Raw genomic sequence first — 13,666 nt, 5'->3', positions numbered from 1 at the left:
ACTGTGTCCGCCGCGCCGCGTTTGCCGGTGCGCCGCCCACCGCGTTACCTGGAGGGGTGGCGCAGGGCTCGAGGAGCGGCGAGGAGCGACGATGATCACGCAGGAGCAGGTCGACCGAATTCTCCGGCTCGCCGGGAACGGGCTCCCGTTCGTCTCCCTCTACCTTCCGGTGGAACCGGACCGGCCCGGCCGTCGTACGTACCGGGCCCGGCTGGCCAGTCTGCTGGAAGGCATCAGGCCGCTCGCGGGCGACCGCTCGCTGGAGCACGCCGCACGGCTCTCGCTGGGCGACGACATCGCGAAGATCGAGCGGAGGCTCGGCGAGGAACCCCAACGGCCCGGGACCGTCGTCGTCTTCTCCTGCACTGGCCACGGTGTCTACGAGGAGGTGTGGCTGCCGCGCGCCACCCACGAACGCGTCGTGGTGGACGCGGACCCCTACGTCCGACCGATGCTGGCGGTGCTCGACGAGTACGACCGCACCTGCGCGGTCGTCGTGGACGAGGCCACCGCACAGGTCTGGGAGTACCACCTCGACGAGGTCCGGGAGCTGGAGGCGATCCGCGACCGGACGCTGCGGGTGCCCGAGCACGCCGCGGGGCTCGACGAGGTCCGGGTCCGCAACAGGGCCGACGAGCTGAGCAAAAGGCACTACCGGCGGCTCATCGGCGAGCTCAAGCGCCTGTTCAAGGAGGGGGGCTTCGACCTGCTGGCCGTCGGCGGGCACCCCTATCAGGTGCCGGCCTTCATCGAGTACCTCCCCCGTGACCTGCACGACCGGCTCGTCGGCCGCTTCACCGTCGACCGCGACAGCGCGACCGCCGTCGACATCCGGGACAAGGTACGCGTCCTTGTCACCGACCGCGCGTACCAGGAGCAGGAGCGGCTGGTCGGCGAGATCCTCGAAGCCGTCGCGACCAAGCATCACGCGACGGTCGGACTCGACGACACCCTGTGGGCGGGCTCGCTGGCCGCGATCCGGACGCTGGCCGTGGACGCGGAGGCCGTCGCCCCGGGAGTCGTGTGCGACCGTGACGGGCTGCTCGCCCGCACCGGGGAGCAGTGCCCCCTCTGCCAGGAGGCCCTGCGCGAGGTCCCCGACGTCATCGAGGAACTGGTGAGGACCGTCATCGAGGACGGCGGCGAGGTCCGCCACATCGAGAGGGAGACGGACCTGCGCACGCACCTGACCGGGGCCCTGCTGCGCTTCGAGCTCCCCCCGCGCCCGGGCGACCCGGAGTGATGCCAATGGCATCCACATGGCTCCCCTCTCCGCCTGGTGGCTGTGCCAATGGCTCAGTGCTCGGGAGTCCACTTGAGCCAACAGCCCCGATGATGCTGTGATGGGCAGGTCGATGGCGCTGCGGGACCCCCGCGGCGCCTTTTGCATGCCTGAAGTACAGGCTGAGCTCAAGGGGCGGGGAAACAGTGCTGAAGAGGGTGTTCGTGGCACCGGACCCGGGCCGGCTGCGGCTGCGCGGCGCCCTCCGGGCCGTCCTCGGCATCGGCCTGGCGGTGGCCCTGTGCGGTGCGACCGGCTCCTCCCTCGCGGGCGCGGTCGCGGGAGGACTCGCGGCGCTGCTCGCCCTCTTCACGGTCACCGACGCCACGGTGCGCGGACAGCTGGCGACGACGGCGCTGCTGCCCGCGGTGGGCCTGCCGGTCCTGGCTCTCGCGGCCACCCTGCACGACCACCCGACGGCGCGCGGCGCGGCCTTCCTCGCCGTCGTCGGCGCCGGTGTGTACGCCCGGCGCTGGGGCGCGCGCGGCCATGCCCTCGGCGTCTTCGGGTTCATGGCCTTCTTCATGGCGCAGTTCCTGCACACCGTGCCGGCGCGACTGCCCGAGCTGTACGGCGCCGTACTGCTCGCCCTCCTCGCCTCCTCGGCGGTCCGATTCGGACTGTGGTGCTTCGAGCGCCGGATGCCGCCCGCCGGGGCGCCCGCCCCGTCGGCCGGCCGGGGCCTCGCCCGTCCCACCACCCGCCAGGCGGTCCAGGCCGTCGTGGCCGCCGCCTTCGCCCTGGGCGTCGGAAGCCTGCTGTCCCAGGAGCGCTGGTACTGGGCCGTCGGCGCCGCGTGGTGGATCTTCGTCAACACCACCTCGCGCGGCGAGACCCTGATTCGCGGCTACCGCCGGGTCCTCGGAACGGTGATCGGCATCGCCCTCGGGGCCTCGGTCGTCGTCCCCCTGCACGGTGCGCCCGTACCGACCGTGGCCCTGCTCGCCGTCTGTGTGTTCGTCATCTTCTACAGTGCCGCGGTCTCGTACACCTGGATGATGCTCGCGGTGACGGTGATGGCCGAACTGCTGTACGGGATGTTCGGCGTGCTGGACCAGCATCTGGTCGTGCTGCGTCTGGCGGAGACCGGCATCGGGGCGATCGGCGCCGCGCTGGCGGTCCTGCTCGTACTGCCGATCACCACGCACGCCACGACGGACGCCTGGATCGTGCGGGCGATCCAGTGCGTCCACGCCTGCACGACCGAGGCGGCGGCCCGTCTGAACGGCTCCTGCGCCGCCGACCCCGCGGCGCGCGTCGCGGAGCTGGAGACGGTGCTGAACAAGGTGCGGCTCTCGCTCACGCCCCTTCTGCACCCCCTCAATCCCCTGCGCGCCCGTGGCCGCAGGGCGCGCCAGGTACTCGCGGCGCTGAACACCTGCGCGCGGGAGGTACGGGGGCTCGCCGCCATCGCGTCGGACCCCGTGGCCTCCAGCGACCACCGCCTCACCCTCGCGTGCGAGCGCGTCGAGAGGGCCGTCGAGGCACTCACCTCGCCCGAACCGCGGCGGATCACGGTCCAGGCCGGAACACCTCCCCTGGAAGAGCCGGTACTCGCACACCTGCACGGGCTCGAGCGGGCACTCGCCGAACTCGCCGCGCCCCTCCTGCACCCCCGCGTTTCGAACCCCGTTCGCGTCTGACACGCGAGTCACGTGCACGGGCCACGTAGAGGGTGGATCACCGCCCGGGCGGGGTAACCCCGCGGCTATCGGACGCACGGAACCCGCGGACCGTGCGGGAGCGGCCCGCGGGCCAAGCCGCTTGGGGGTGGCACCATGCGGGACTTCCCGCGAGGAACCGGACAGGAAGAGCGCTTCGGCGACGACGGGAGCGCGCGGCACCCGACGCCGTGGGCCGAGGGGCCGGGCGGCTGGCTGGACCGTGTTCCGGCAGGTCGCAGGACGCACGGCGCGACCCCGACGGCACTGCCGCACGCCATCGGTTCCCGGCGGGCGGAGCCGTCCGTCCCGGGTCTCGGCGGGCGCCTGATACCCGTGCCGGGCCGTTCCGCCGCCCCGACGTCGCGCGACGACTCCCCGCCGTACGTACTCCTGCGCGCCGCCGCCGAGTTCCTCACCCTCCGCCACACCGAGGAGCGCCTCGGCGACCCGGCCCGGCGCATCGCCGCCGCGCGGGCCGAGATCGCGGAGACCGGCACCTACCGCCACACCACCGAGGAACTCACCTTCGGTGCCCGCGTCGCCTGGCGCAACGCCAACCGCTGCATCGGGCGCCTGTACTGGCGCTCCCTGTGCGTCCGTGACCGCAGGGACGTGCGGACGGCCGAGGACGTCGCCGAGGCCTCGGCCGACCATCTGCGGGAGGCCGCGGGCGAGGGCCGGATCAGGGCGCTCATCACCGTCTTCGCGCCCGACCGGCCGGGGCGCCCGGGGCCACGGATCTGGAACGAACAGCTCATCCGCTACGCCGGTTACGCCCGCCCGGACGGTGGCGTGACCGGCGATCCGCGCAACGCGGGCCTCACCGCGCTGGCCCGGCGGCTCGGCTGGCCCGGCGGCCCCGGCACCCCGTTCGACGTCCTGCCGCTGGTGGTCCAGGGCGCCGACGGCAAGCCCGACGAGCGACCCCGCTGGTTCACGCTGCCGCAGGACGCGGTGCTCGAAGTGGAGCTCGCCCACCCCGAATACACCTGGTGGCGCTCGCTCGGACTGCGCTGGCACGCGGTGCCCGCGCTCGCCAACATGTGCCTGGAGATCGGCGGCATCTGTTATCCGGCGGCCCCGTTCAACGGCTGGTACATGGGCACCGAGATAGGCGCCCGCAATCTCGCCGACACCGACCGCTACAACCTCCTGCCCTACCTCGCCGACCGCCTGGGCCTCGACACCCGCACCGACCGCTCGCTGTGGAAGGACCGCGCGCTCGTCGAACTCAACCGCTCCGTCCTGCACTCCTTCGACCACGCGGGCGTCACCGTCACCGACCACCACACCGAGTCCCGGCGCTTCCTCACCCACCTCGGCCGCGAGGAGCGCAAGGGCCGCCGGGTCGGCGCGGACTGGTCGTGGATCGTGCCGCCCATCTCCGGCAGCGCCACCCCCGTCTTCCACCGCACCTACGAGACCGTGGAACGGCATCCGGCCTACGTCCACCACCCGGAGGCGCGCGCACGGGCGCTAGGGGAGGCGGGCGGACCCTTGGTCTAGACCGTTGGTCGCCGACTGCTACCGTCGGCCCGGGAGAGCGCGGGACCGAGAGGGGAACGGCAGTGGCAGACGGCGGCACGCGGGAACAGCGGGCGTTCATCGGCTCGTTCACGGCGGCGGGAGGCCCCGGCGTCCTCACCGCGGCCGTGGACCGCGGCAGCGGCGCGCTGACCCTCCTGAGCGCGGTGGACGGCGTACCCGATCCCTCGTACCTCGCTCTGTCGCCCGCCCACGACATGCTCTACGCGGTCAGCGAGACGGCCGACGGCGCGGTGGCCGCGTACCGCGTGGACGGCGACGAACCGAAGCCCGCCGGGCCGTTGGTCTCCGTCGGAGGCAGCGGCCCCACGCACCTCAGCGTGTTCGCGGGACACGTCCTGACCGCCAACTACGGCTCCGGCAGCGTCACCGCCCTGCCCGTACGCGACGACGGCACGCTCGTCGGCGCCGCCTCCAGCGTGCTCCAGCACAAGGGCCGCGGCCCGCACACCCCGCGCCAGCAGAGCCCGCACGCCCACCAGGTACAGCCCGACCCGAGCGGGCGCTGGGCCGTCAGCGTCGACCTCGGCACGGACTCCGTGCGGGTGTGCGCGCTGGACGGCGGCCGGCTCACGCTGCACCGCGAGATCGCGCTGCGCCCCGGCTCCGGGCCCCGCCACCTGGTCTTCCACCCCCGTGGCGAACACGCGTACGTGCTCAACGAACTCGCCCCCACGGTCGCCGTCTGCCGCTGGAGCGCCCAGGAAGGCTCTCTGCGCCCCGTCGGGGAGACACCGGTGCTCTCGGGGGTCCCGGACGGTGACGCGTACCCCTCGGGCATCGTGGTGTCGCCCGACGGGCGCTTCGTGTGGACCGCCACCCGCGGCCAGGACGTCGTCTCCGTGCTCACGCCCGACGCGGTGGGCGAAGGGCTGCGGCTGGTCGCCACGGTGCCCTGCGGCGGCACCTGGCCGCGCGCGCTGGCCCTCGACCCCTCGGGGCGCTTCCTGTACGCCGCCAACGAGCGCTCCGGGGACGTGACCTGGTTCGCGGTCGACCCGGACACGGGGGTGCCGCGACGGGGCGGCTCGGTGGAGGTTCCGGCGGCGTCCTGCGTGGTCTTCGGCTGAGCCGACCGGCGGTGCCCCGCTGCCGAGGCGCGAACCGCCTACGTACGAGCCGCAGACATGCGAGAGGGCCGACGAGAGAAGGGCCCGCTCCTGTGAGAGGAGCGGGCCCTTCGACGTGCGAGGGGTGGTGCCTGGGCGGTCAGCGGACCGGCGCGCCCTGCGGCTGCTGCGGGGCGATGCCCAGCGCCGTCGTGTACTTGGCCAGCGCGAGCTTGCCGATCGCCGGATACGGGCCGAGCGCCTCGGCGGCGGAGCAGCCCGCTTCCTTGGCGGCCGCGTCCAGCAGGCCGGCGTCGATCTCCGGTCCGATCAGGTACGGAGCCAGGGCGAGCTGCTGGGAACCCGAGCCGCGCAGCTGCTCGGCGGTGGCCGCGATCGCGCCCTCCTCGTCCAGCGCTGCCGCCATCACCGGCACGGCGAGCCGCGCGGCGAGCAGCATGCCGGTGATCCCGGCCGCCTGTACGGCCTCCTCGCCGCCCACGGAGGCGAGGATGATGCCGTCGGCGGCCGTGGCCACGGTGAACAGCCGGGCACGGTCGGCGCGCGCCAGACCCGCCTCGGACAGGCGCACGTGCAGCGCCTCCGCGAGCAGCGGGTGGGGGCCGAGAACGTCGGTCAGGTCGGCCGCGATCCGGCTCTCCATGACGGCCTGGCGGACCCGGCGCAGCAACGCGTTGTCCGGGCCGGCGAGCAGGGGCACCACGACGGCGACGGGGCCGTCGGGCTCGGTCACGTCCGCACCGGCGGCACGGGCCTGCTCATAGCGGGCGGTGCGCTCCTCGGCGGCACGCGTGAGCACGGACTGCAGCGTGGGGAACTCGGCGTCGTCCCCGTCGAGGTACCCGATCCGGGCGTCGAGGCCGGGCAGCTCGGAGCGCGCGATGCTCACGACCTCCTCGGCGAGGCTGCGCGTGGCCGCGCTGGAGGTGCCCGGCACCGCGAGGACGAGCGCAGGCGCGCCCTCGGGAGCCGCCAGCGGCTCGGGTCGGCGGTGCCGCCCGGGCTGGCGAGGTCGCGGCATTCGTACTGGCAGGCCGGACGCGGGCCCAGTGGGGGAGCTCATGGCGACGCATGTTACTGGTTTCTTGGGCTCCCCTGTTCGGGGAGGGTGCAGGTGAGCGGTATCCGTCCCCTTTTGTCTGATGAGTTACGTGTGGATCAGAAATGATCGGTGTGGCTGGACTCGCCGGTGCTGTGGTGCTCCTGTGGCGACCGGTGCAGGAGTCAACTTCACTTGTCCGACAGGGTGGATGAATCCCCCTTTCGGAGGACGGATGGCGAGGTTGTGCCCTTTTCGGTCATCACGTAAAGCATGTGTTCGTCGCGGGGGAGCGTGAGCCGGTCGCCCGCCAGGTCGACGGCGATACGTACGGCGCCGTCCAACGGAGTGCCCGCGGCCGGTACCTGCCGGGCGTGCGGCACCCGCTGCGTCAACTCCGCGCGCAGTGGTACGAGGAGGGGGTCGCCCATCTTGAACAGGCCCCCGGTGAGGGCGATCCGGTCCTCCCCGGTGTCCGGGCAGACGGCGGCCGCGGAGTCGGCCAGGTGCCTGGCGGCGGCGCGCATCAGGTCGCGCGCGACGGGGTCGCCGACGGTGGACGCGGCGCACGCGGCCACTTCGGGCGCGAAGGAGGCGAGTACGGCGGGCCGGTCGGTGCGTGGATACAGCTTGCCCGGCAACCCGGCCACCGGCCCGAACATCTCCTCGGCCCGCGCCAGCAACTCCGCCGACCCGCCCGGGCGTCCGTCGAAGGCCCGCAGGGCCGCCTCGAGCCCGGCGCGGCCGATCCACGCCCCACCGCCGCAGTCACCGAGCAGATGGCCCCAGCCGTCCGCCCTGTGCCAGCCGCCCAGATCGGTGCCGACCGCGATCATCCCGGTGCCTGCGGCGATCACCGCGCCCGGCCGGGGGCCGAGCGCGCCCACGTACGCGGTCACCGCGTCCGCGGCCAACGCGATCCGCCGCACGCCGAGTTCGCGCTCCAGCGCGGAGGGCAGCTCGGCCCGCAGTGCGTCGCCGAGGGTGGCGAGCCCCGCCGCTCCGACGGCCACGGCCCCCAGTTCCTCCGTCCCGGTGACCGTCATCAACTCCCGGGCCATCGGGAGCAGTTGATCCAGCAGATGTCCGGCGTCGATGCCGCGCGGGCCGGTGCGGACCGGCTCCTTGGAGGTCAGTGGAACGCCGACGACATGCCCGTGCACGGCCAGTGCCGCCCGCAGCCCCGAGCCACCCGAGTCCACCGCCAGCACACCGACCGACGCGTGGGAGGGACGCAACAGGCTCCCCTCCTCTTTGCTGACCGGCCGCCTGGGCGATCGGTCGGGTGATCGGCTGGACCGGCTCGATGATCTCGGCGCGGTGGAAGACTAGCGCCGAGAGGCGGGTCCGCGCGCGGCGCTCGTCCGTATGAATCCGTATGAAGGCGTCACGGCGTGTGCCAGTAGAGTGGCACGTCGTGGCACCACGACCCTTGCATGAACTCATCGAAGCAGGCTGGGCGAAGGCTCTGGAACCTGCGGCCGAACGCATCGCCGCCATGGGGGACTTCCTCCGGGCCGAGATAGCGGCGGGCCGGACCTATCTCCCGGCCGGGGCGAATGTCCTGCGGGCCTTCCAGCAGCCCTTCGACGACGTCCGGGTGTTGATCGTCGGCCAGGATCCCTACCCCACACCGGGGATGGCCATCGGGCTGAGTTTCGCCGTGTCGCCCGAGGTGCGTTCGCTGCCGGGCAGCCTGGAGAACATCTTCCGGGAACTGCACACGGACCTGGGGCTGCCCAGGCCGTCCAACGGCGATCTGACACCCTGGACCGAGCAGGGGGTGCTGCTGCTCAACAGGGCGCTGACGACGGCGCCCCGCCAGCCCGCGGCGCACCGGGGCAAGGGCTGGGAAGAGGTCACGGAGCAGGCGATCCGGGCGCTGGTCGCGCGGGAGAAGCCGCTGGTGTCGATCCTGTGGGGGCGGGACGCCCGCAATCTGCGGCCGCTGCTCGGGGATCTCCCGGCGATCGAGTCCGCGCACCCCTCACCGATGTCGGCCGACCGCGGTTTCTTCGGCTCGCGTCCGTTCAGCCGGGCCAACGAGCTGTTGGAGAGGCAGGGCGTCGAGCCGGTGGACTGGCGCCTGCCGTAGAGCGGTCACCGGATCTCGTGCCACCCGGCACGGGTTCCGGGGCGCGTGGGCGGGCGGCGTGGGCGGGGCACCGGCGCGAGGCGGTGCCCGTCGGCTCCGTGGCCCGGGACCGACCGTTCGAACTCCCGCCGGACTTCCGGGCGGTGTCGTGCAACCCCGCCAGCGCCGAGCCCGTCGACGTGCACGAGACTGTGCTCCGCGACTGCATTCCGCAGATCGTCCGCACCGACCCGGGAGGGACCAACAGCATGATCATTTTTGGCACCAGGGGATACCTGTACCAGCTCGCGATAATGACGCTGGTGTGTGGCCGCTGTGGCAATCCCTCGGCGCACACGCTCCGCAAGCGTGTCACGAAGTTCACGCTGTTCTTCGTGCCACTGTTCCCGATCTCGTCGAAGTACGCGACGCAGTGCACCTTCTGTGGCGCGGAGCAGAAGGCGACCAAGGAGCAGGCGGAGCAGCTGCAGGCGCAGGCCGCGAGCGCGCACGCCGCCCAGCAGTACGGTCAGCCGCAGCAGCCCCAGCAGCCGTACCAGGCCTGAGCCGGGGGCGGGGTCCGGCGCGGCGGTACGTCGACGACGCCGCGCTCCCCGCGGACGGCGCCGGTCCGCCGCTCACCCCTTCCGTACGAGTCGTCCAGGCTGCATCCCGTGCCGCATCGGTCGGAAATGCCCCTCGTCGGGCAATGATGGACTACTTGGACATGGCGTCTCGACGGAAGGGAACCCTCTCATGGGTCTGATCGGATCGATCGGCCTGATCCTGCATCCCCGGCGCAATCCGGGGCCGGTCATCGAGTCGGTCGTGCAGTGGGCCCGCAAGAACGATGCCGAGGTGCTGGGGCTGCCTGACGAGGTGGGCCGTATCGCCTGCAGCGCCGTGGCCGTACCGGATCAGGACCTCGTCGCCCGGGCCGATCTGATCGTCAGTCTCGGCGGGGACGGGACCATGCTCCGTTCCATGAGGCTGCTGTCCGGAAGCGCCACTCCGGTGCTCGGCGTCAACCTGGGCCGGCTGGGCTTCCTCGCGGAGATCGATGTCGACGAGCTCCAGCCGGCGCTGGACCGGATCGACAGCGGCCAGTTCACCACCGAGGCCCGGATGGCCGTACGAACGCGCCTCCCGGACGGGCGCGAGGTCCGTGCGTTCAACGACATCGCCCTCGTACGGGTACCCGGCAGCGGCATGGCCGCCATCGCGATCCGGCTCCAGGACGAGGAGTTCATCCGCTACGCCGCCGACGCCGTCGTGGTCTCCACCTCGACCGGATCCACGGCGTACAGCTTCGCCGCGGGCGGCCCGATCCTCTCGCCCCGGGTGGAAGCCATCCTGGTCGTCCCCGCCAGCGCGCACTCGTCGTTCGACCGGGCGCTCGTCCTGCCCGCGGACGAGGACGTCACCCTCGAACTGCTCCCCACGACCGGGCGACTGGCGGTCGAGGTCGACGGCGAGGTGCTCGGCTACCTCGACGCGGGCGACCGGGTCACCGTGTCGGCGTGCCCCGCGGCGGCTCATGTCGTGCGCCTGGGCGGTACGACGTTCTACCAGCGAGCACGCAGAAAACTCGGCATCAAGGGAAGTATCGAGGCGGGCGGGCGAACCTCCCAGGGCTCCGCCGGTCCCTCGACGGGGCGCTGAAGAGCGGGCCGAGGAGCGCGTCTTGAGCGGCACAGCGGCCGGCCCGAGGGAGGCGGCCTTGGGCAGGGTGGGCCGCCGACGGAAGGGTCCATGTCATGACCGCACCGCAGACCCGGTCACCCCGACTCCGGCGTGCCCGACCCGGCGGACGACATCGATCCGCGCGCGTTCAGCAGGAGGGAGGGCGAACCGGTCGTCCGGCGGCTCGAGGCGCTCATGCGGGAGTACCGGCCGGATGTGATCGTGGCGTATCCGCCCAACGGGTTCTCGTACCAATCGGGGCTCAGTCCTGCCGGCCGACCCCTTGAAGCGCCGCCCGTTGCCGCGCGGCGCGCACCGCCGCCGACAGCGAGGCGATGTCGTAGGCGCCGTAGTGGCGGCGGCCGTTGACGAAGAACGTCGGGGTGCCCGAGACACCGCTGAGGTCGGCGGACTCCACGTCCGCCGCGACCCTGGCCGTCCCCGTGCCTTCGCGGAGATCCTTGCGGAAGCGTTCGATGTCGAGGCCGATCTCCTCGGCGTAGCGGAGCAGGTCCTTCGGCCGCAGGTCACCCTGGTGCTGCATCAGCAGATCGTGCATCTCCCAGTACCCGTCCTGGTGGGCCGCGGCCTCGGCGGCCTCGGCGGCGAACTGGGCGTTCGGATGGACATCGGTCAGCGGCAGATGCCGCCACACGTAGCGCACGTCGCCGAAGTCGGCGAGCAGCTCGCGCACCACGGGCTCGGCCAGGCCGCAGTACGTGCACTCGAAGTCCCCGTACTCGACGAGCGTCACGGGCGCCTCCAGCGGGCCGCGCACGTGGTCGCGGTCCACGTCCACGGGGTCGCTGAGGTCGACGATGGTGGTGCCCGTACCGAGGAGGGCCCGGACACGGGAACGCTTGGGAAGGGCGCCGATCACCGAGGTGACCAGCCAGGTGAGGAGGAACGCGCCCACCACGGCGGCGAGGATGCCGATCTTCGCCTCCGCCAGCCGGGCCCCGTCGAAGGCGAGGGTCGCGATCAGCAGGGACACGGTGAACCCCACTCCCGCCAGGGTGCCGCCCGCGGTGATGGCGCCCCAGCCGACCGGCGGGTGCAGCCGCCCGCGGCTGGCGCGTGTGGTGAGCCAGGTGGCGCCGATGATGCCGAGCGGCTTGCCGAGCACGTAGCCGAGGAGGATGCCGAGGGCGATCGGTGAGGTGAAGGCATGGGCCAACTGGGCGGCGCTGATGGTGATGCCGGCGTTGGCGAGGGCGAACAGCGGCACGATCACGTAGCTCGTCCAGGGGTGGAACATTCGCGTGAGCCGCTCGTTGGGCGAGAGCGTCGAGGCGATCCCCCGCCGTACGGAGCGCTCCAGTTCCGGCGTCGGCTGTTCACGGAAGCGCCGGAAGAGACGGCTGGCTCGTTCCAGGTCGACGCGCTCGGCGGGGTAGGCGTAGGTGAGCAGGCCCATCGCGAGCCCGGTCACGACCGGGTCAACCCCCGACTTGAGCAGCGCGACCCACACCGCCGCGCCCAGCACCGCGTACAGCGCGGGAACCCGTACCCCGAGGGTGCGCCGCACCAGCACGACGGCCGCGAAGAGGCCGAGCGCCGTCAGCAGCGCGGGCAGGGCCAGGGCGCCGCTGTAGGCGACGGCGATCACGGCCAGGGCCAGGAAGTCGTCCACGACGGAGAGGGTGAGGATGAAGACCCGGAGACTGTCGGGCAGCCGTGCCCCGAAGAGGGCGAGCATGCCCAGGGCGAAGGCCGTGTCCGTCGACATGGCGGCGCCCCAGCCGTGCAGGGAGTCGTGGCCCGCGTTGAGAGCCAGGTAGATCGCGATCGGCACGACCATGCCGCTGAGCCCGGCGAGCAGCGGCAGCGTGACCCTTCTGCGCTCCCGCAACTCGCCCAGGTCGAACTCCCGGCGCGCCTCGAGTCCCACGACGAAGAAGAACAGCGTCATCAGCCCGCTGTTCACCCACTCCCGCAGGCCGAGGGAGACTTCGCGCGCCCCGAGGCGGACCGACAGCTCGGTGCTCCAGAAGGCCTCGTACGTGCCTGGCCCCATGTTGGCCCAGGCGAGGGCCGCGAGCGTGGCGACCAGCAGAACCGCGGCACTGCCGGTCTCGGTCTGCAGGAAGGAGCGCAGCGGACCGCGCCCGTCCTTGCCGCACACGGTCTGCCCCGACATGGGCGAGGTCTCGGCTGGCACAGTCACCCCCTGATTCTCGCCCCGCGCGTGGTCCGGCACGCGGCGAAACGGTGTCGGGGAGGAGATCCGCGCGGTGCTCGGTGAGGAGATCCGCTCAGTGGCCGGTGAGGAGATCCGCTCAGTGGCCGGGGAAGAGGTCCGCTCAGTGGCCGGCGACGAGGTCCCTGATGGCCTTGACGACATCGGCGGGGGCCTCCTCGGCCATGAAGTGCCCGCAGGAGACGGTCGTGTGCCGCAGGTCGGGCGCCCAGGCGCGCCACCGCGCGGCGGCGTCGAAGCCGAGAGCCGCGCCCCAGTCCTGCTGGAGAACGGCCACAGGCATCCGCAGCCGGTTCCCGGCAGCACGGTCGGCCCGGTCGTGCTCGACGTCGATGCCGGCCGAGGCGCGGTAGTCGGCGACGATGGAGGGGACGGCCGCGCGGGAAGCCGCCAGGTAGGCGGCGCGGATCTCGTCCGGGATCGCCCGCGGGTCCCGCGTCCAGATGTCGAGGAAATGGCCGAAGAAGACGTCCGCGGCGGCGTGGATCATCCGCTCGGGCAGACCCGGCGGCTGTGCCATCAGGTAGAGGTGGAAGCCGACGGCCGCGCCGGTGCCGTGCATCACGTCCCACATGTCCAGCGTGGGCAGCACGTCGAGCGAGGCGAGATGGGTGATCGCCTCGGGGTGGTCGAGGCCCGCGCGGATGGCGACCAGTGCGCCCCGGTCGTGCCCCGCCAGGGCGAAACGCTCGTGGCCCAGAGCGCGGGCGAGCGAGACGACGTCGGCGGCCATGGTGCGCTTGGCGTACGCGTTCCCGTCGGCGCCGGTGTCGACGGGCTTGTCGCTGGCGCCGTAGCCCCGCAGGTCGGGACAGATGACGGTGTGGTCGGCCGCGAGGTCGGTGGCCACGTGCCGCCACATCAGGTGCGTCTGCGGGAATCCGTGCAGCAGCACGATCGGGCTGCCGGATCCGGCGACGGCGACGTGGAGCGCGACATGGTCGGCGACGGGGACCCGCCGGTGGTCGAAGCCGGGGATGGTCGGTGCCATGGTTCGCCCTTTCTGGGAGGCGGAAGCGGAAGGTGACGGACGCGACGAGCCTGCCGGGCGCGAATCAGCAGGTGATCAGCGCGTGCTCAGTACGTGATCAGCAGGTCGGCGGCGCAGT

At 72.6% G+C, this 13,666-nt stretch carries 11 protein-coding genes; 7 read left to right on the top strand and 4 right to left on the bottom strand.

Going from position 1 to position 13,666, the window contains the following annotated elements:
- The first annotated feature begins 91 nt into the window (after positions 1 to 91).
- From AAFF41_RS08410 to AAFF41_RS08395, 4 genes are all read left to right on the top strand, one after another.
- A complete protein-coding gene (locus AAFF41_RS08410) occupies positions 92 to 1,243 on the top strand; it encodes a baeRF10 domain-containing protein (protein ID WP_343323779.1) in 1,152 nt (383 codons plus the stop codon).
- Positions 1,244 to 1,428: 185 nt separating this feature from the next.
- Entirely contained in the window at positions 1,429 to 2,925 is a 1,497-nt protein-coding gene (locus AAFF41_RS08405; RefSeq protein ID WP_343323778.1) for an FUSC family protein, read from the top strand.
- A gap of 135 nt (positions 2,926 to 3,060) precedes the next feature.
- Positions 3,061 to 4,452, top strand: coding sequence for a nitric oxide synthase oxygenase (locus AAFF41_RS08400; RefSeq protein WP_319745459.1), 1,392 nt, complete (start codon positions 3,061 to 3,063; stop codon positions 4,450 to 4,452).
- 62 nt (positions 4,453 to 4,514) lie between these two features.
- Positions 4,515 to 5,561, top strand: coding sequence for a lactonase family protein (locus AAFF41_RS08395; RefSeq protein WP_343323777.1), 1,047 nt, complete (start codon positions 4,515 to 4,517; stop codon positions 5,559 to 5,561).
- A 139-nt stretch (positions 5,562 to 5,700) separates the two neighbouring features.
- On the opposite strand, the gene AAFF41_RS08390 is transcribed toward AAFF41_RS08395, so the two are convergent.
- Both AAFF41_RS08390 and AAFF41_RS08385 read right to left on the bottom strand, forming a co-directional pair.
- Positions 5,701 to 6,624 (bottom strand): sirohydrochlorin chelatase, encoded by a 924-nt coding sequence (locus AAFF41_RS08390; protein WP_095856132.1) that lies wholly within the window; start codon positions 6,622 to 6,624, stop codon positions 5,701 to 5,703.
- 167 nt (positions 6,625 to 6,791) lie between these two features.
- Positions 6,792 to 7,838 (bottom strand): N-acetylglucosamine kinase, encoded by a 1,047-nt coding sequence (locus AAFF41_RS08385; RefSeq protein WP_343323776.1) that lies wholly within the window; start codon positions 7,836 to 7,838, stop codon positions 6,792 to 6,794.
- Positions 7,839 to 8,017: 179 nt separating this feature from the next.
- On the opposite strand from AAFF41_RS08385, the gene AAFF41_RS08380 reads away from it, so the two are divergent.
- The 3 genes from AAFF41_RS08380 (at position 8,018) to AAFF41_RS08370 (ending at position 10,336) form a co-directional block, all read left to right on the top strand.
- Positions 8,018 to 8,695 (top strand): uracil-DNA glycosylase, encoded by a 678-nt coding sequence (locus AAFF41_RS08380; protein ID WP_319745465.1) that lies wholly within the window; start codon positions 8,018 to 8,020, stop codon positions 8,693 to 8,695.
- Positions 8,696 to 8,943: 248 nt separating this feature from the next.
- Complete coding sequence (locus AAFF41_RS08375) at positions 8,944 to 9,240, top strand: zinc-ribbon domain-containing protein (protein ID WP_054229155.1); 297 nt, start codon at positions 8,944 to 8,946, stop codon at positions 9,238 to 9,240.
- A gap of 190 nt (positions 9,241 to 9,430) precedes the next feature.
- On the top strand, positions 9,431 to 10,336 hold the full coding sequence (locus AAFF41_RS08370) for an NAD(+)/NADH kinase (protein ID WP_319745467.1): 906 nt from the start codon (positions 9,431 to 9,433) through the stop codon (positions 10,334 to 10,336).
- Positions 10,337 to 10,619: 283 nt separating this feature from the next.
- Here AAFF41_RS08370 and nhaA read toward each other — a convergent pair whose 3' ends face one another.
- Positions 10,620 to 12,497, bottom strand: a complete 1,878-nt coding sequence (gene nhaA, locus AAFF41_RS08365; RefSeq protein WP_319746063.1) for a Na+/H+ antiporter NhaA — start codon at positions 12,495 to 12,497, stop codon at positions 10,620 to 10,622.
- A 163-nt stretch (positions 12,498 to 12,660) separates the two neighbouring features.
- Complete coding sequence (locus tag AAFF41_RS08360; RefSeq protein ID WP_343323775.1) at positions 12,661 to 13,548, bottom strand: alpha/beta fold hydrolase; 888 nt, start codon at positions 13,546 to 13,548, stop codon at positions 12,661 to 12,663.
- Between the last annotated feature and the right edge of the window lie 118 nt (positions 13,549 to 13,666).

The sequence above is a fragment of the Streptomyces mirabilis genome, from assembly GCF_039503195.1.
Lineage (GTDB): Bacteria > Actinomycetota > Actinomycetes > Streptomycetales > Streptomycetaceae > Streptomyces > Streptomyces mirabilis_D.
Note: the sequence above shows the minus strand (reverse complement) of the source record. Positions and strands in the feature narration are given on the sequence as shown.

Excerpts from the sequence above, each read along its gene's own strand:
- AAFF41_RS08410 (WP_343323779.1), top strand. The coding sequence starts at position 92 with ATGATCACGCAGGAGCAGGTCGACCGAATTCTCCGGCTCGCCGGGAAC.
- AAFF41_RS08400 (WP_319745459.1), top strand. The coding sequence starts at position 3,061 with ATGCGGGACTTCCCGCGAGGAACCGGACAGGAAGAGCGCTTCGGCGAC.
- AAFF41_RS08390 (WP_095856132.1), bottom strand. The coding sequence starts at position 6,624 with ATGAGCTCCCCCACTGGGCCCGCGTCCGGCCTGCCAGTACGAATGCCG.
- AAFF41_RS08375 (WP_054229155.1), top strand. The coding sequence starts at position 8,944 with ATGATCATTTTTGGCACCAGGGGATACCTGTACCAGCTCGCGATAATG.
- AAFF41_RS08370 (WP_319745467.1), top strand. The coding sequence starts at position 9,431 with ATGGGTCTGATCGGATCGATCGGCCTGATCCTGCATCCCCGGCGCAAT.
- nhaA (WP_319746063.1), bottom strand. The coding sequence starts at position 12,497 with ATGTCGGGGCAGACCGTGTGCGGCAAGGACGGGCGCGGTCCGCTGCGC.
- AAFF41_RS08360 (WP_343323775.1), bottom strand. The coding sequence starts at position 13,548 with ATGGCACCGACCATCCCCGGCTTCGACCACCGGCGGGTCCCCGTCGCC.